The 18457-nt window shown below is 63.0% G+C and carries 12 protein-coding genes; 7 read left to right on the forward strand and 5 right to left on the reverse strand.

The genetic code is table 11. The annotated features are described in order from the left end of the window. The first annotated feature begins 133 nt into the window (after positions 1 to 133). The gene (locus SB822_RS09865) at positions 134 to 1864 is read left to right on the forward strand and encodes an AMP-binding protein (RefSeq protein ID WP_090834693.1); all 1731 of its coding nucleotides are present in this window, start codon (positions 134 to 136) and stop codon (positions 1862 to 1864) included. Positions 1865 to 2251: 387 nt separating this feature from the next. Here SB822_RS09865 and SB822_RS09870 read toward each other — a convergent pair whose 3' ends face one another. Together SB822_RS09870 and SB822_RS09875 are read right to left on the reverse strand one after the other, a co-directional pair. After that, a complete protein-coding gene (locus SB822_RS09870; RefSeq protein WP_158660525.1) occupies positions 2252 to 2566 on the reverse strand; it encodes a hypothetical protein in 315 nt (104 codons plus the stop codon). Positions 2567 to 2655: 89 nt separating this feature from the next. Next, positions 2656 to 3438 (reverse strand): transporter substrate-binding domain-containing protein, encoded by a 783-nt coding sequence (locus tag SB822_RS09875; protein ID WP_090834690.1) that lies wholly within the window; start codon positions 3436 to 3438, stop codon positions 2656 to 2658. A 172-nt stretch (positions 3439 to 3610) separates the two neighbouring features. Between SB822_RS09875 and hemE the strand changes: the two genes are divergently transcribed. The 4 genes from hemE to SB822_RS09895 all read left to right on the forward strand — a co-directional run bounded on the left by hemE (position 3611) and on the right by SB822_RS09895 (position 9259). Next, on the forward strand, positions 3611 to 4714 hold the full coding sequence (gene hemE, locus SB822_RS09880; protein ID WP_007748976.1) for a uroporphyrinogen decarboxylase: 1104 nt from the start codon (positions 3611 to 3613) through the stop codon (positions 4712 to 4714). Positions 4715 to 5156: 442 nt separating this feature from the next. Next, positions 5157 to 7415 carry a primosomal protein N' gene (locus SB822_RS09885; protein WP_090834688.1) on the forward strand — a complete coding sequence of 753 codons (2259 nt, stop codon included), beginning with the start codon at positions 5157 to 5159 and terminating at the stop codon, positions 7413 to 7415. A 186-nt stretch (positions 7416 to 7601) separates the two neighbouring features. Then, positions 7602 to 9026: a YeiH family protein gene (locus tag SB822_RS09890; RefSeq protein ID WP_410854541.1), complete on the forward strand. Its 1425-nt coding sequence runs from the start codon at positions 7602 to 7604 to the stop codon at positions 9024 to 9026. Next, positions 9023 to 9259: a hypothetical protein gene (locus SB822_RS09895; protein ID WP_007581629.1), complete on the forward strand. Its 237-nt coding sequence runs from the start codon at positions 9023 to 9025 to the stop codon at positions 9257 to 9259. Before SB822_RS09890 ends, SB822_RS09895 begins: the two co-directional genes overlap by 4 nt. 55 nt (positions 9260 to 9314) lie before the next feature. Here SB822_RS09895 and SB822_RS09900 read toward each other — a convergent pair whose 3' ends face one another. Further along, the gene (locus SB822_RS09900) at positions 9315 to 9521 is read right to left on the reverse strand and encodes a hypothetical protein (protein ID WP_007581627.1); all 207 of its coding nucleotides are present in this window, start codon (positions 9519 to 9521) and stop codon (positions 9315 to 9317) included. 259 nt (positions 9522 to 9780) lie between these two features. Here SB822_RS09900 and putA point away from each other — a divergent pair, with 259 nt between their 5' ends. Both putA and SB822_RS09910 read left to right on the forward strand, forming a co-directional pair. Beyond that, positions 9781 to 13731 carry a trifunctional transcriptional regulator/proline dehydrogenase/L-glutamate gamma-semialdehyde dehydrogenase gene (putA, locus tag SB822_RS09905; RefSeq protein WP_079483752.1) on the forward strand — a complete coding sequence of 1317 codons (3951 nt, stop codon included), beginning with the start codon at positions 9781 to 9783 and terminating at the stop codon, positions 13729 to 13731. A gap of 88 nt (positions 13732 to 13819) precedes the next feature. Next, positions 13820 to 14968: a branched-chain amino acid ABC transporter substrate-binding protein gene (locus SB822_RS09910; protein WP_079498624.1), complete on the forward strand. Its 1149-nt coding sequence runs from the start codon at positions 13820 to 13822 to the stop codon at positions 14966 to 14968. A gap of 303 nt (positions 14969 to 15271) precedes the next feature. Here SB822_RS09910 and SB822_RS09915 read toward each other — a convergent pair whose 3' ends face one another. Then, positions 15272 to 16972, reverse strand: a complete 1701-nt coding sequence (locus tag SB822_RS09915) for a thiamine pyrophosphate-binding protein (RefSeq protein WP_410854542.1) — start codon at positions 16970 to 16972, stop codon at positions 15272 to 15274. Between the two features lie 77 nt (positions 16973 to 17049). Next, complete coding sequence (locus tag SB822_RS09920) at positions 17050 to 18438, reverse strand: L-serine ammonia-lyase (RefSeq protein ID WP_410854543.1); 1389 nt, start codon at positions 18436 to 18438, stop codon at positions 17050 to 17052. Between the last annotated feature and the right edge of the window lie 19 nt (positions 18439 to 18457).

Here is an 18457-nt window from a genome sequence, read left to right on the forward strand (position 1 = left end):
AGCAAAATCATACCGACGAGCCCGAAACAGCTGGAAAGCTGCGGGTAAGACTTGATGCCGGACGGATCATCCGCGGGGCACAATCGGTCGCAAACTCATTCCAATACTGGGATTCATCTCTGGAGACAACACCATGGCAACGCAAGCGGCAGGACTGGGCGCAGTCATCGAACCGAAAGATGGGCTGTCATACGTGCGCGGTTCGACTGACATACCGCTCAGCGAGTCGACGGTCGGACAGTTTCTTGTCGATACGGCACGGCGCTTCCCCGAGCGGCCGGCTGTGGTGTTTCGTGAACAGGAGATTCGTTGGTGTTGGCAGGAGTTTCAGCAAGAAGTCGACATTTTGGCGTCGGGATTGCTGGAGCTGGGCATCCAGAAGGGCGACCGCGTTGGCATCTGGTCGCCGAACCGCGTCGAGTGGTTGATGACGCAATTTGCGACGGCGCGTATCGGCGCAGTGCTCGTCAATATCAACCCAGCCTATCGCCTGGCCGAGCTTGAGTACGCGCTGAACAAGGTCGGTTGCAAGGCGATTATCTCTGCGGAGAAATTCAAGTCGTCGATGTATCTGCAGATGCTGCAGGAGCTGGCGCCCGAACTGGCGTCGGCCACGCCCGGAGATCTGCGCGCCGCACGGCTACCCGACTTGCGCATCGTGATCCGGATGTGCGACACCGAGACGCCCGGCATGCTCACGTTCTCGGACGTCATCGAACGGGGGCGCACCGCATTCGATCCCGCAAGACTCGACGCAATCGGCGCAACGCTCGACGCGAACGACCCGATCAATATCCAGTTCACGAGCGGCACGACGGGCAATCCGAAAGGCGCGACGCTGACGCACCGGAACGTCGTGAATAACGCACGCTATATCGCGATGGCGATGCGGCTCACGGAGCAGGATTCCCTGTGCATCCCGGTACCGCTGTATCACTGCTTCGGAATGGTGCTCGCGGTGCTGGCGTGCGTTTCGGTGGGAGCTGCGATGGTGTTCCCCGGCGAGGCATTCGACCCGGGCGCGACGCTGAAAGCCGTCGCCGAGGAGAAGTGCACGGCGCTGCATGGCGTGCCGACCATGTTCATTGCTGAACTGGATCATCCCGACTTCGCGATTTTCGATCTGTCGCGGCTGCGCACGGGCATCATGGCGGGCTCGCCGTGCCCGATCGAAACGATGAAACGCGTCGTGTCGCAGATGCACCTCGCCGAAATCACGATTGCCTACGGAATGACGGAGACGAGTCCCGTGTCGTTCCAGAGCTCGACGACCGATCCCTTGGACAAACGGACGACCACAGTCGGCCGGATTCAGCCGCATCTGGAAGTGAAGGTAGTCGATCCGCTCGGCAATATCGTGCCCGTGGGCGAAACGGGCGAGCTGTGCACGCGCGGCTATTCGGTAATGGACGGCTATTGGGGCGACGAAGCCAAGACACGCGAAAGCGTTGTCGACGGCTGGATGCACACCGGTGACCTGGCGACGATCGACGCCGAGGGTTACTGCAACATCGTCGGCCGCCTGAAGGACATGCTGATTCGCGGCGGCGAGAACATCTACCCGCGCGAAATCGAGGAGTTTCTGTTTCGCCACCCGAAGATTCAGAGCGCGCAGGTGTTCGGCGTGCCGGATTCGAAGTACGGCGAGGAAGTGTGCGCGTGGATCGTCGTGCGGGCCGGTGAGCATCTTACGGCCGAGGATGTGCAGGAGTTTTGCCGCGGCCAGATCGCGCACTACAAGATCCCGAAGTACATCCGCTTTGTCGACGAGCTTCCGATGACGGTGACCGGCAAGGTTCAGAAGTTCGTGATGCGCGAACGGATGATCGACGAGCTTCGTTTGAAAGAAGACAAGACCGCCTGACGTAGCGAAGTTGCATCCCGAAGCAGAAAAGCGAAACGCCGTGTGCAGGGCACACGGCGTTTCGCTTTGAGGGGAAAGTGCCCGCTCGCGCACAGAAGCTTGATGGCGCGCAAACGTTTGGCAGGGCAAAAAAAAAGCGGGCCTGGAGCCCGCTAAAAACCACACGCTACGGGGTTAGCGCGAGGAGACCATTGGAGGAACCGACTACTCGGCGCGATCGACGCCGATCACGATTCCAGCAGAGATGCCCCTTTGAAGAGCTTCGACGCTTGTCCGTCGACCGGTCAGGAAGCTGTGTTCAAAGACACTACTACCCGGCCGCATCCGTGCTGAACCCGTGAAAGGCATTGTGGGCGAATTACCCGGCTCGCGCGGTAACAAAGTGTTTCAGGTTGTAACGCCCGTCAGATAAGGCGTTGCGGGATTTTTTGCGATATCGAAACGCCTGTTCGGCAAATATTGCCGATACCTTTCGAGGCCATTGCGCCGCCTTTCGCCCGACCGTTCAAATCGGATACTGCGCTGCGCTATCCCGTTTTCAGCGGTTCGCCGTTCGTCCGGCCCGCCCGCGCAAGGCTCCAAAGTCGAATGCTCATACGGATCACGCGGGTACTTGTTTAAAACTGCCGTTTGCCATACAGCGTCAAAAATGCTGCGGTACAGCAATAACCGACCGTCCTGACGGGACTTGTCAGCGATCACGCGAGGACTCAAATACGCCAGAGCGATCTTCAGGCAGCCGCATGTACCAATCGGTAAGTGCGACTGCCCCGGCCGTCACAATCTCGGCGTTATTTCAGCCACTTGTCGGATATCGACTGGTATTCCCCCGACGCGCGAGCGAGGTGCAACCACTGGTCGACATACTGCTGAAACACCACATCGCCACGCGGCACCAGCCATGCCTTTTCTCCATACTGGAACGGTTTGTCAGGATGTACCGCGCACAAACCGGGATTGAGCTTTTGCTGCAACAGCGTCTCAGACGCGTCCGTCACCATCACATCCGCCTTGCCGGCCAGAATCTGCTTGAAGATCGTCACATTGTCCGGATAGAGGACCTGGTTCGCATGCGGAAAGAACTGCTTCGCGAACCGCTCATTGGTGCCGCCCGGATTGAAGATTACGCGGGTAGTCGATTGGTCGATCTGCGCGACTGTCTGGTACTTCTCGACGTCGTCGCAACGCACGATGGGCGACTTTCCGTCCACCTGATACGCGACCGTGAAGAAAGCCCGCTTTTGCCGATCCAGCGTCGTCGACACACCGCCGACGGCGACATCGCACTTCGCAACGAAGTCGGTCATCAGGTTCGACCACGACGTCTTCACGAACTCCGCCTTAACGCCGAGCGATTTCGCCAGCGACTCGGCCATGTCGATGTCGATGCCTTCGAACTGGCCGTCCTGTTTATAGAACGAGTACGGCTTGTAGTCGCCCGTCGTGCACGCCCGCATTGTGCCTCGCGCGAGAATCTCATCGAGCCGCGACGATGCCGCAGGTGCGACACTTTGCGCCTGGACCGCGCCGGCGCAGCAGATGGCGCCAAGAAGGGCCAACGTAGCTTTCTTCATCGAGTCTCCTTTATCGTTATCTATGTGGGTGCAACGGAATCGATAATAGTCCGCACAACTACCGGTGACCATCGACCCGAAGGCATAGGACAAACAGCAATTGCCAGGATTACGGAGGCGGCGTCGGGCGCTCAGCGGTTAAAATGCCTCTTTGCCTTCAGTCGCGAGCGCCGTGGCCCACAACCTCCTCAACGACACTTTCCTGCGCGCGTTGTTGCGCCAGCCGACCGAGTACACGCCGATCTGGCTGATGCGCCAGGCAGGACGCTATCTGCCGGAGTACAACGCGACGCGTAGCCGCGCGGGCAGCTTCCTCGGGCTCGCGAAGAATCCCGATTACGCGACGGAAGTCACGTTGCAGCCGCTCGAACGCTATCCGCTCGACGCCGCGATTCTTTTCTCCGACATCCTGACCATCCCCGACGCGATGGGTCTCGGCCTCGATTTCCAGGTCGGCGAAGGGCCGAAGTTCGCGCGTCCGGTGCGCACTGAAGAGGACGTCGCGCGTCTGGCTGTGCCGGATATCGACAGCACGTTGCGTTACGTCACCGACGCGGTGCGCCAGATCCGCACCGCGCTCACCGACGCGCAAGGCCGTCAGCGCGTGCCGCTGATCGGCTTCTCGGGCAGCCCGTGGACGCTTGCGTGCTATATGGTCGAAGGCGGCGGCTCCGACGATTTCCGGACCGTGAAGTCAATGCTGTATGCCCGTCCCGATCTGATGCATCGCATCCTGGACGTCAACGCGAAGGCGGTTGCGGCCTATCTGAACGCGCAGATCGAAGCGGGCGCGCAAGCCGTGATGATTTTCGACACGTGGGGCGGGGCGCTCGCCGACGGCATCTATCAGCGCTTCTCACTGCACTACATCCAGCAGGTCGTGAGTCAGTTGAAGCGCGAGCACGACGGCAACCGCGTGCCCGTTATCACCTTCACGAAGGGCGGCGGCTTGTGGCTCGAAGAGATCGCCGCGACGGGCGTCGATGCTGTCGGGCTCGACTGGACGGTGAACCTGGGCAAGGCGCGCGAGCGCGTCGGCGGCAAGGTGGCGCTACAGGGCAACATCGATCCTTCCGTGCTGTTCGCGCCGCCGTCGACGATCCGCATCGAAGCGCGCGCGGTGCTCGACAGCTTCGGTAATTTCCCCGGTCACGTCTTCAATCTTGGACATGGTATTTCGCAGTTCACGCCGCCCGAAAACGTCGCCGAACTGGTCGATGAAGTGCATCGGCATAGCCGCACGATCCGGTCGGCGGGTGGCGACGCCAAGGCGTGAAAGGCATCCGGATTGTGACGTTTTTGTTGCGATGCAACGACATGGGCTCTCGGTGTGAGGGGAAAATAGCGTTCCAAAGTCCGCCCCGAGGCCCTCTTAGCGTTGTCAAGACTTGACTTATGCACACTTGTCACGCTGCGGCGCAGTAGAGGGATCGATCGTCGCAGCCGGCTTGAAAAGTACGCGGAAATCTGTTGAAGGCCTTGAGCGACAAGGGTTTCCGGGTTCCTAAGACAAATGTGCGTTATCCCACACAGAGGCCCGTACCACGGCCCTTGCGGGACATCCGGGCCAAGTTCTCAACAAAGTTATCCACAGGCAGGCGAGATCAGGCGCAATTGTCGATGCAAAATCAAAACTTAGCGCCGAAATTGAAGTTTTACTTTAAGTGTGTCGGCAGCGGCTCTCGGCCTGTGAATAACTTTTCATGCGAACGGTGCCTATGCGGGTCGTCGATCTGACGAGCACCTACGTCCGCGTCGCGCTCGATCATCCTCTGCCGACGCTTTTTGATTACCGCTGTGACGCCTCACTGGCGCCGGCGCCGGGCATGCTCGTCAGCGTGCCGTTCGGCAAGCGGCATATTGTGGGCCTCGTCATGGAAGTGACTGCTCACAGTGACGTGCCCCCCGACCGTCTGAAGTCGGTCCATAGCGTCTGCGCCGCTTGCCCGCCGCTTTCAGAACATTGGCTGCAACTCACGCAGTTCGCCGCCGACTACTACCAGCGCGGCATCGGTGAAGTCGCGCTGCCAGCGCTTCCCCAGGCATTACGCGATGCGGCGCGCTGGACGCGGCTTTTCGCTCCCGAGGAGCGCTATCGTCTGTTGCCCGCAGGGCGCGCCGCGTTGCCCGACGCGCTTCCTGCCCGTGCCACGGCGTTGCGCCGTCTTGCGGCCGCGCTCGCGGAAGCCGACACGCTGCCCGCCGCGGAAGCCCGCGCGTTGCACGCGAAGGCAACCGCGACGCTCGACGCGTGGCAAGCCGAAGGTTGGGTCGCGCTCGAAGTGGTCGATCCCGCCGCGCACAGCCTTTCGCGGGATCACACTCCGCGCAGCGCGACGCTGCCGACGCTCACAGACGAGCAAACCGCCGCCGTCGAAGCGATCCGCGACGCGCAAGCCTTCGCGCCGTTCCTGTTGCATGGCGTGACGGGCAGCGGCAAGACGGAGGTCTACTTGCGGGCGCTGGCGGGACTGCTGGCGACCAATCCGCAGGCGCAGGCGCTCGTCCTCGTGCCCGAGATCAATCTGACGCCGCAATTCGAGGCTGCGTTCCGCGCGCGCTTCGCGTCGATGGACGATACCGAAATCGTCACGCTGCACAGCGGTCTTGCCGAGGGCGAGCGCGCCCGCAACTGGTTTGCCGCGCACACCGGGCGGGCGCGCATCGTACTGGGCACGCGGCTCGCCGTGCTGGCGTCGCTGCCGCATCTGGCCATCATCGTCGTCGACGAGGAGCACGACCCGGCGTACAAGCAGCAGGAAGGCTTGCGCTATTCCGCGCGCGATCTCGCCATCTGGCGAGCGAAGCAAGTGGACGTGCCCGTCGTGCTCGGCTCGGCTACGCCGTCGCTGGAAAGCTGGTGGCAGGTCGAGCAAGGACGCTACACGCGGCTCACGTTAACGCGCCGCGCCGTCGCTGACGCAGTGCTGCCAACCGTCCACCTCGTCGACCTGGAAGACGAGCAGCGGCGTGGACGCGCTTCAGTGGAGGGCTTGTCGGGGCCGCTGATCGCGGCACTGAAGGCGCGCCTCGAGCGAAAGGAACAGAGTCTCGTGTTCCTCAACCGTCGCGGCTACGCGCCGCAGCTGGCGTGCGACGCATGCGGATGGGTCGCGGGCTGCCCGCGATGCAGTGCCTACGTCGTGCTGCACAAGCCGGAGCGCGCACTGCGCTGCCACCACTGCGGCTGGGAATCGCGCATTCCGCGCTCGTGTCCGGAATGCGGCAATGTCGATATCGCGCCGCTCGGACGCGGAACGCAGCGTATCGAAGAAGCGCTCGCCGGCGCGGTGCCGGGCGCGCGCGTGCTGCGCATCGATGCCGACAGCACGCGGCGCAAGGGCAGCGCGCAGGCGTTGTTTTCGGACGTGCACGCGGGCGAGGTGGATATTCTCGTCGGCACGCAGATGATCGCGAAGGGCCACGATTTTCGCCGGGTGTCGCTGGTGGGCGTGCTGAACGCCGACACAGCGCTGTTTTCCCACGACTTCCGCGCGAGCGAGCGCCTTTTCGCGCAACTGATGCAGGTGAGCGGCCGGGCGGGCCGCGCCGGTCTGCCAGGCGAGGTGCTGGTGCAAACGCGCTATCCGCGTCATGCGCTGTATCACGCGCTGGCTCGCCACGATTACGTCGGCTTCGCCAATTCGACGCTGGCCGAACGGCGCGACGCGCATCTGCCGCCGTTCGTCTATCAGGCGATGCTGCGCGCCGAAGGCCGCACACTGGACGCCGCGCTGACGTTCCTGCAACAGGCGGCGGCCGTGCTGACCGACATTCCCGCTGCCAGCCGCGTGACCGTCTACGACGCCGTGCCGCTCACCATCGTCAAGGTGATGCACGTGCATCGCGCGCAATTGCTGATTGAAAGCGCGTCGCGGGCGGCGTTGCAGACGACGCTACGTGCCTGGCAACCCGTGTTGCGCACACTGAAAGGCGTGCTGCGCTGGAGCATCGAAGTCGACCCGCTCGACATCTAGCGAGCCGGACTGTAAGCCGTTTGTCGTCAAACCGCGCGTATCTGCCCGTAAATCCATTTAAGTCATATCGATAAAACGAAAGGTCGTTTCGTTTCGCGACATCGCTCGACTATATTTCGCCGGATCGGCGCATGAATCACAACAATCGATAGCGCGTGCGCCGCCAACTTTGATCGGGGCACAACGATGAGCGATACAAGACACACCTTGCCGGCGGGCGCACAGCCTTCGCGACGGGCAAGCACGACAGGCGGCGGCGGACTTTTTTCGACGGAAGACTGGTGGGCCGTATGGGTCGGCCTGCTGGTGATCGTGGTTGCGTGGGCGCTGTTTGCGTCGGGCAGCAGCATCAAGTGGCTTGCGACGGCGCCCGCGAAATGGACCGACCCCGGCGCGGCCGGACAAGACCTGGTCAAGCATCTGCCGAACTACATCGCGCTGTTCGCCGTGTTTGCCGTGCTGTTCGGCGTCAGCCTGAGCGTGCTCAAGCAGCGCATCGCACACTTCCTGGCGTCGTTCGCGATCCTGTTCGCCGTGTCGGTGCTGATTTTCGAAGTCGGCGCGTGGGCCAATGCGTCGAAGTACAACCTGGAGCCGCCGCTCGTCGCGCTCGCGCTTGGCTTGCTGATCTCGAATGTGTTCCGTCTGCCCGAATGGTTTTCGGCGGGATTGCGCGTCGAGTTTTACATCAAGGTGGGGATCGTGCTGCTCGGCGCGACGCTGCCGTTCACGCTGCTCGTCTGGGCGGGCCCGGTTGCCGTCGGACAGGCGACGATCGTTTCCCTCGTCACGTTCTTCGTGATCTTCTTCGCCGCGAAGGCGCTCGGCCTGGACAAGCGGTTCGCCGCGGTGCTCGGCGTCGGCGGTGCGGTATGCGGCGTGTCGGCGGCGATCGCGATTGCGGGCGCGGTCCGCGCGAAACGCGAGCATGCGTCGGTGGCGATCACGCTGGTGATCCTGTGGGCGATCGTGATGATCTTCGTGCTGCCGTTCGCCTCGCGCTCGCTCGGACTGTCGACGGCCGTCGCGGGCGCATGGATCGGCACTTCGGAATTCGCCGACGCCGCGGGCATTGCCGCCGCCCAGGCGTACGGGGACTTCGCGAAGCATGCGGGCGGCGCGATCGCGGGATCGCCCGAAGCGTCGCTTCAGGCGTTCACGCTGATGAAGGTGGTTGGCCGCGACATCTGGATCGGCATCTGGGCGTTCCTGCTCGCGATCGTCGCGACGACGCGCTGGGAGTCCAGCGAAAGCGGCGTAACCGCAAAGGCCGACGCGCGCGAAATCTGGGCGCGCTTTCCGAAGTTCGTGATCGGTTTCGTGATTGCGTCGGCGCTCGTCACGTGGATCGCGAGCCACTACTCGCTCGCCGACTACCGCAAGGTGGTGACGCCGGAATTCGTCGCGCCGATTACCGCGCTGCGCACATGGGCGTTCATCCTCTGCTTCTTCAGCATCGGACTGACGACGCGCGTTCGCTCACTGGCGGCCACGGGCATCAAGCCGTTCATCGCGTTCACGGTTGGCGTCGCCGTCAATATCGCCATCGGCTACGCGCTGTCCGCGCACGTGTTCGCACCGTATTGGAATAGCTTGGGGCAGGGCTCGTGAGCGCGCCCGTCCTCGACGACGCTATCGACGCGCAGCCCGGCGAGCGCCGGCCGTGCTGCGCGGATTGCCGGTTTCGCGCCGAGGATCGGCATTCGCTTGAGCAGAGCATTCCGGGCCTCGCTGTATTCGGGTCGGGCTTCGGCGCCAGTGTCGCCGACAGCCGCCTGTGTCTGGTTCACGACCAGCTCGTCGCGCCGCTCGACAGCTGCCGCCGATTCGCGCGGATGCGCTGACGGCATCCGCGTCATCGAGGCGCGTATTTGCAGCGCGCCTCGCACCTCGAAACGCTTAGCCGCGAATCGACTTCGGCTGCGCGTCGCGCTCGTCGTCGCGCACTTCAATGGGCACCAGTTCGCGGCGCGACACACCCGTCGCGCCGCGGATGAACAGCACCATGCACGTCGCGAACATCATCCAGACCCCGGTCACTACCAGCCATTTTTCCATTTTGGTCACCCCGTATAGCGAGACTTCGAACCCCGTACCGTGCGTCATTGCGCATTCATGACCGGTATAACGGCGCGATTTTCGTTTCGATAAGGGTTGCCTGAAAATAAACCGATCCAGGGAAAACACCGAGCGCAACCGCGTGCATCCAGACGGTGCACACCGGCCGCAAACCCTTGTGTGACGGGCGTTACTAAAGGGTGCAACCGTTTCTCGCCACTGGTTGCACCTTTTTATTGAGAGGGGTACGATTCGGCCAACTCTTAAGTCTTTGGCCGGCGTCCGCCCGGCGCATAAAGAAGGAACCATGGCGAGCACCACTCTTGGCGTCAAAGTCGACGATCTGTTGCGTACCCGGCTGAAAGATGCCGCCACGCGTCTCGAACGCACCCCGCACTGGCTGATCAAGCAGGCGATCTTCGCGTACCTGGAGAAGATCGAACACGGTCAACTTCCCGCCGAACTGTCGGGCCACCATAACGCAACCGAACTGGTCGAAGGCGCCGCCGATTCCGACGATAGCGACGGGCTGCATCCGTTCCTCGAATTCGCGCAGAGCGTGCAGCCGCAGTCGGTGCTGCGCGCGGCGATCACGGCGGCGTATCGCCGTCCCGAACCGGAGTGCGTGCCGTTCCTGCTCGGCCAGGCGCGCCTGCCCGCGAATATCGCGAGCGACGTGCAGACCCTGGCGGGCAAGCTCGTCGAAACGCTGCGCGGCAAAAGCAAGGGCGGCGGCGTCGAAGGGCTGATCCACGAGTTCTCGCTGTCGAGCCAGGAAGGCGTCGCGCTGATGTGCCTCGCCGAAGCGCTGCTGCGCATTCCCGATCGCGCCACGCGCGATGCGCTGATCCGCGACAAGATCAGCAAGGGCGACTGGCGTTCGCACGTCGGTCATGCGCCGTCGCTGTTCGTGAACGCGGCGACTTGGGGCCTGATGATCACCGGCAAGCTGGTGACGACGAATAGCGAAACGGGTCTGTCGTCGGCGCTCACGCGCATGATCGGCAAGGGCGGCGAGCCGCTGATCCGCAAGGGCGTCGACATGGCGATGCGCCTGATGGGCGAGCAGTTCGTCACGGGCGAAAACATCTCGGAAGCGCTGGCGAACAGCCGCAAGTTCGAAGCGCGCGGATTCCGCTACTCGTACGACATGCTCGGCGAAGCCGCGACGACGGAAGCCGACGCACAGCGCTACTACGCGTCGTACGAACAGGCGATCCACGCGATCGGCAAGGCGGCAGGCGGCCGTGGCATCTACGAAGGCCCCGGCATTTCGATCAAGCTGTCCGCGCTGCATCCGCGCTATTCGCGTTCGCAGCAGGAACGCACGATGAGCGAGCTGCTGCCGCGCGTGCGCGCGCTGGCGATCCTCGCGCGCCGCTACGACATCGGCCTGAACATCGACGCTGAAGAAGCGGACCGCTTGGAAATCTCGCTCGATCTGCTCGAAGCGCTGTGCTTCGATCCTGAGCTGCAAGGCTGGAACGGCATCGGCTTCGTCGTGCAGGCGTACCAGAAGCGCTGCCCGTTCGTGATCGACTACATCGTCGATCTGGCACGCCGCAGCCGTCACCGCATCATGGTGCGTCTCGTAAAGGGCGCGTACTGGGATACGGAAATCAAGCGCGCGCAGGTGGATGGTCTCGAAGGCTATCCGGTGTACACGCGCAAGATCTATACGGACGTGTCGTATGTCGCGTGCGCGAAGAAGCTGCTCGGCGCGCCGGATGCCGTCTATCCGCAGTTCGCGACGCACAACGCGCACACGCTGTCCGCGATCTATCACCTCGCGGGTCAGAACTACTATCCCGGCCAGTACGAGTTCCAGTGCCTGCACGGCATGGGTGAGCCGCTGTACGAAGAAGTCACGGGCCGCGACAAGCTGAACCGGCCGTGCCGTGTGTATGCGCCCGTCGGCACGCATGAAACGCTGCTCGCGTATCTCGTGCGCCGCTTGCTGGAAAACGGCGCGAATACGTCGTTCGTGAACCGTATCGCCGATGAAAGCGTGGCGATCAAGGACCTCGTTGCCGATCCAGTCGAAGAAGCCTCGAAGGTCGTGCCGCTCGGCGCGCCGCACGCGAAGATTCCGCTGCCGCGCAATCTTTTCGGTGCGGAGCGTACCAACTCGATGGGCCTCGATCTGTCGAACGAACATCGTCTCGCGTCGCTGTCGTCGGCGTTGCTGGCGAGCGCGCATCATCCGTGGCGCGCCGCGCCGATGCTCGAAGACAACGAAATCGCCGTCGGCAATGCACGCGACGTGCGCAATCCGTCGGATCATCGCGACCTTGTCGGCACGGTTGTCGAAGCGACGCCGGAACATGTGAGCGCTGCGCTCTCGCACGCCGTCGCTGCCGCGCCGATCTGGCAGGCGACGCCCGTCGAAGCGCGCGCCGATTGCCTCGCGCGTGCCGCCGATCTGCTCGAAGCGCAGATGCATACGCTGATGGGTCTCGTCGTGCGCGAAGCGGGCAAGTCGCTGCCGAACGCCGTCGCCGAAATCCGCGAAGCCATCGACTTCCTGCGCTACTACTCGACGCAGATTCGCGACGAATTTTCGAACGACACGCATCGTCCGCTCGGTCCCGTGGTGTGTATCAGCCCGTGGAATTTCCCGCTGGCGATCTTCATGGGTCAGGTTGCGGCTGCGCTCGCAGCAGGCAACACGGTGCTCGCGAAGCCTGCTGAACAGACGCCGCTGATCGCCGCGCAAGCCGTGCGCATTCTGCGCGAAGCCGGCGTGCCGGCAGGCGCTGTGCAACTGCTGCCGGGCGACGGTGAAACGGTCGGCGCCGCTCTGGTCGCCGATGCACGCACGCGTGCCGTGATGTTCACCGGCTCGACGGAAGTCGCGCGTCTGATCAACAAGACGCTGTCGAACCGTCTCGACCCCGAAGGCAAGCCGATTCCGCTGATCGCCGAAACGGGCGGTCAGAACGCGATGATCGTCGATTCGTCGGCGCTCGCGGAACAGGTGGTTGCGGACGTGCTGCAGTCGTCGTTCGATTCGGCCGGTCAACGTTGTTCGGCGCTGCGCGTTCTCTGTCTGCAGGACGACGTCGCGGATCGCACGCTCGAAATGCTGACGGGCGCGATGAAGGAACTGGCGGTTGGCAACCCGGATCGCTTGTCGGCCGATGTGGGTCCCGTGATCGATGCGGACGCGAAGCGCGGTATCGACGCGCACATCGCCGGGATGCGCGAGAAGGGCCGCAAGGTTACGCAATTGGCAATGCCGGACGGCTGCGCAGCCGGCACGTTTGTTCCGCCGACGCTGATCGAACTCGACAGCATCGACGAATTGAAGCGTGAAGTGTTTGGTCCGGTGCTGCACGTGGTGCGTTATCGCCGCAGCGCGCTCGACAAACTGCTCGAGCAGATCCGCGCAACGGGTTATGGCCTGACACTCGGCATCCATACGCGTATCGATGAAACGATCGCGCATGTGATCAGCCGCGCACACGTGGGCAACATCTACGTGAACCGTAACGTGATCGGTGCCGTGGTCGGCGTGCAGCCGTTCGGCGGCGAAGGGTTGTCGGGCACGGGTCCGAAGGCGGGCGGCGCGCTGTATCTGCAACGTCTGCTCGCGACGCGTCCCGCTGGTTTGCCGAAGTCGCTCGCGCAAACGCTGATGGTTGACGGTTCGCAAGCTGCATCGAACGGTGCGCAAAACGGCAACGCGGCAAGCGATAATCCTGCCGCAGCGCTGACAACACTGCGCGACTGGCTGATCGCGGAACGCGAGCCCGTACTGGCCGCGCGTTGCGATGGCTATCTGGCAAACATTCCGGCGGGCGCAACGGCCGTGCTGTCCGGTCCGACGGGCGAGCGCAACACGTACACACTCGGCGCGCGCGGTACGGTGCTGTGTGTCGCGTCGACGGCAAGCGGCGCGCGCGTGCAGTTCGCGGCGGCGCTGGCGACGGGCAACAAGGCGCTGTTCGAAGGCGCGGCGGGCGAGCAGCTGTATGCTGCGCTGCCGGCGCCGCTCAAGCAGTACGCGAGCGTGAAGAAGAACGCGGAAACATCGTTCGATGCCGCGCTCTTCGAAGGCGACAGCGACGAGCTGCTGACGCTCGTGAAGGACATCGCGAAGCGCGCGGGCCCGATCGTGTCGGTGCAGGGCGTTGCGGCGCGGGCGCTGGAAAGCGGCGATGAGGATTACGCACTCGAACGTCTGTTGACGGAGCGTTCGGTGAGCGTGAATACGGCAGCAGCAGGCGGTAATGCGAATTTGATGACGATCGGCTGAGCGAACCTTGCTTGATCGATTCAAAAAAATGGCGCGAGACGGCGACCCCGATCACCGCGCCGTCCACACCTGGTACCAAGGAGAAGCTATGCAACATACGATGAAAAAGCTGGCAGGCGCGACGCTGTTCGCTGCCATGTCGCTGGCGGGGACTGCGCACGCACAGCAGGTCGAAGACGTGAAGATCGGCTTCGCCGGCCCGATGACGGGCGCGCAGGCGCACTACGGCAAGGACTTCCAGAACGGCATCACGCTCGCAGTCGAAGACATGAACGCGACGAAGCCGGTGATCGGCGGCAAGCAGGTTCGCTTCGTGCTGGACACGGCCGACGACCAGGCTGACCCGCGCACGGGCACGACCGTCGCGCAGAAGCTCGTCGACGACAACATCAAGGGCATGCTCGGCCACTTCAACTCGGGCACGACGATCCCGGCATCGCGCATCTACGCGAACGCGGGCATTCCGCAGATCGCGATGGCGACGGCGCCGGAATACACGCAGCAAGGCTTCAAGACGACGTTCCGCATGATGACCTCGGACACGCAGCAAGGCTCCGTCGCGGGCACGTTCGCTGTGAAGACGCTGGGCATGAAGAAGATCGCGATCGTCGACGACCGTACGGCTTACGGCCAGGGTCTCGCGGATCAGTTCGAGAAGGCAGCGAAGGCTGCGGGTGGCACGATCGTCGATCGTGAGTTCACGAACGACAAGGCCGTCGACTTCAAGTCGATCCTGACGAAGCTGAAGTCGGTTCAGCCTGATCTGATCTATTACGGCGGCGCCGATTCGCAGGCTGCGCCGATGGTCAAGCAGATGAAGACGCTGGGGATCAAGGCGCCGCTGATGGGCGGTGAAATGGTCCACACGCCGACGTTCCTGCAAGTCGCAGGCGATTCGGCTAATGGTACGGTTGCCTCGCTGGCTGGTTTGCCGCTCGAAGAGATGCCTGGTGGCAAGGATTATGTTGCCAAGTATAAGAAGCGTTTTGGTGAGGACGTTCAGACGTATTCGCCGTACGCTTATGACGGCGCGATGGCCATGTTCGATGCCATGAAGAAGGCGAACTCGACGGATCCGGCTAAATACCTGCCGGTGCTGGCGAAGACGAGCATGCCGGCTGTGACGACCAAGGATCTGTCCTATGACCCGAAGGGCGATCTGAAGAACGGCGGTATCACGCTGTATAAGGTTGTCGATGGTAAGTGGACGACGCTGCAGAGCGTGGGTGGGAAGTAAGGTTTTTTTGCCTTGCGGCGCTTGGGTGGTTTAGCTGAGCGCTGCTGAGTTTTTATGAAGCCTCGTAGGGTTTTTTACTCTGCGAGGCTTTTGTGCTTTTTTGCGCTTGTCGATGGCATCCGCGATGCGGTGCTTGATGTGCAGGCGTCGCCCCTGTGCGGGGCGGCACCTACTTTTCTTTGCCGCCGCAAAGAAAAGTAGGCAAAAGAAAGCGGCTCACACCGATCCGCTTGACCCTTGCCTACGGGCCCTCAACGGCACGGGCTCCTTCTGCTCGGCGTTGAGGGGTTGCCTTGCTTCTGCTTACTCCCCGCGCAACTTCTTTCCCTGCTCGCGCACCTGTTCCAACGTCGCGCCCGGTGTGCTCGCTTCTTGAAGCAAGCGAATTTCAATCACCGCCGGTTTCTTGGATTCCTGCGCGCGCTTGAACGCCGGCATGAAGTCTTCCGTCCGCTCTACCGTTTCCCCATGTGCGCCGAACGACTTCGCGAACGCTGCAAAATCCGGGTTTGTCAGCCCCGTTCCGTGCACGCGGTTCGGATAATGCCGCTCCTGATGCATGCGGATCGTGCCGTACTGGCTGTTGTTCACGACGATGAAAATCACGGCCAGATCGTATTGCATCGCCGTGGCGATTTCCGATGACGACATCATGAAGCAGCCATCGCCCGCAAAAGCCACCACCGCGCGGTCCGGATACAGCGACTTCGCCGCAATCGCCGCCGGCACGCCATAGCCCATAGCGCCGCTCGTCGGCGCAAGCTGCGAGCGGAAGTGACGGTACGCGAAGTGCCGGTGCAGCCACGTCGCATAGTTGCCCGCGCCGTTGGTCAGGATCGCGTCCTTCGGCAAGTGCTCGCGCAGTTGCAACATGATCTCGCCAAGCTGCACGTCGCCCGGAATCTTGCGCGGCTTGCGCCATTCGAGGTACGCGTCGTGCGCTTCTTTTGCGGCGCCCTCCCACGCGGGTTTCGTCGGCGGCTTCAGTTGCGCCAGCATCGACGCGATTTCCGGCATGCCGGAGACAATCGGCAGATCGGCGGAATAGACGCGGCCGAGTTCTTCCGCGCCCTGGTGGACGTGGATCAACGTCTGCTTCGTCTTCGGAATGTCGAAGAGCGTGTAGCCGTTCGTCGTCGCTTCGCCCAGGCGTGGACCGAGCGCAAACAGCACGTCGGCATCCTGGATACGTTTGGCTAGCGCCGGGTTGATCCCGAGTCCGACGTCGCCCGCATAGTTCGGATGCTCGTTGTCGAGCGTGTCCTGGAAGCGGAATGCGAGGCCGATCGGGAGCTGCCAGTTTTCGATGAACGTGCGCAAGTCTTCGCATGCTTGCGGCGTCCAGCCGCTGCCGCCTGCGATCACCATCGGTTTCTTCGCGCCTTCGAGCAGGTCGCGCAAACGCTCGATCTGCTGCGGTGCGGGCGCTGCTGCAACACGCTGATAGGCGGGCGCGCCCGGCATCGCCGCGCACGCGTCGCTCAACATGTCTTCCGGCAGCGACAGCACGACAGGACCCGGACGGCCCGAGGTCGCCGTGTGGAACGCGTGGCTCATGTATTCGGGGATGCGGCGCGCGTCGTCGATCTGCGCGACCCACTTCGCCATCTGTCCAAACATGCGCCGATAGTCGATTTCCTGGAACGCCTCGCGGTCCAGATGCTCGCGTGCGCATTGGCCGATCAGCAGGATCATCGGCGTCGAGTCCTGAAACGCGGTGTGCACGCCAATCGATGCGTGCGTCGCGCCCGGGCCGCGCGTGACGATTGCAATGCCCGGCCGGCCCGTCAGCTTGCCGACGGCTTCCGCCATGTTGGCGGCGGCCGCTTCGTGACGGCACACGACCGTCTGAATTTGCGAAGCCTCGTCGTGCAGCGAATCGAGTACGGCCAGAAAACTTTCGCCGGGCACGCAGAACACGCGCTCGACGCCATGCGTCAACAGCGCGTCGACCATGAGCCGCGCGCCAGTAGTCATATTTGAAGCATCGGAAGACAGCGACATTGCGAAGACACCTCCAGTCAGAAGAGCTTCGACAGCTTACGCCGAGACCCTCGCCGATGTCATTCGTAAAAGCGGCATCAACATTCGATGATGTTCACCGCCAGCCCGCCGCGCGACGTTTCCTTGTACTTGGTCTTCATGTCGGCGCCCGTTTCGCGCATCGTCTTGATGACGGAATCGAGCGAAACATAATGACTGCCGTCGCCGCGCAGCGCCATGCGCGCGGCGTTCACCGCTTTTACCGACGCCATCGCATTGCGCTCGATGCAAGGAATCTGCACCGTCCCGCCGACGGGGTCGCACGTGAGGCCCAGGTTGTGTTCCATGCCGATTTCCGCGGCATTCTCGACCTGCAGCGGCGTGCCGCCCATCACGGCCGCGAGCGCGCCCGCCGCCATCGAGCATGCGACGCCCACTTCGCCCTGGCAGCCCACTTCCGCGCCGGAGATCGACGCGTTCAGCTTGTACAGAATGCCGATTGCAGCCGCCGTCATCAGAAAATCGAACACGCCTTGCTGGTTCGAGTTCGGCATGAAGCGCGTGTAGTAATGCAGCACGGCGGGGATGATGCCCGCTGCGCCGTTGGTCGGCGCAGTGACCACGCGGCCGCCCGCCGCGTTCTCTTCGTTGACGGCGATCGCGTACAGATTGATCCAGTCGATCATCGACAGCGGGTCTTGCAACGCGCGCTCCGGATTGCCCGTCAGCCCGCGATACAGTTGCGGCGCGCGCCGCTTCACCTGGAACGGGCCAGGCAGATTGCCGTCCGCGTCCGGATTGTTGATGCCGCAGCCGCGCGCGACGCACGATTGCATCACGTCCCAAATCTTCAGCAGGCCCGTGCGTGTTTCTTCATCCGTATGCCATGCGCGCTCGTTTTCCCACATCAGTTGCGCGATGCTCTTGCCCGTCGCCTTGCACATCTCCAGCAAATCGTTGCCGCTGCGGAACGGATGCGGCAACTGTTCGACGGCGGCGAGCACCTTCGTATTCGGCGCGCCTGCCGTCACGACAAAACCGCCGCCAACCGACAGATACGTCGATTCGCGCAGCGTCTCGCCGTTCGCATCGAAAGCGCGCAGCTTGAGGCCGTTCGGATGCTCGGGCAGTGCCTGCCGGTAGAACGAAATGTGGTCCTTCTGCACGAAGGGAATTGGGTGCGTGCCGAGCAGGGGAAGCGTGCGTGACGTGCGGACCTGTTCGAGGCGGGCCGCAATCGTGTCGGGATCGACGGTATCGGGCGCGTCGCCGAGCAGGCCGAGCATCACGCCGCGATCGGTGCCGTGGCCTTTGCCCGTCGCACCGAGCGAACCATACAGATCGACTTTCACCGATGCCGTGTTGTCGAGCCGTCCGTCGCGCTCGAGCCCTTGCGCGAACATCAGCGCCGCGCGCATGGGACCGACCGTGTGCGAACTCGACGGGCCAATGCCGATTTTGAAGAGATCGAAAACGCTGACTGCCATCACTGCTCCTGCTAGCTGG

It is taken from the genome of Paraburkholderia sp. SIMBA_054, from assembly GCF_046534875.1.
GTDB lineage: Bacteria > Pseudomonadota > Gammaproteobacteria > Burkholderiales > Burkholderiaceae > Paraburkholderia > Paraburkholderia hospita.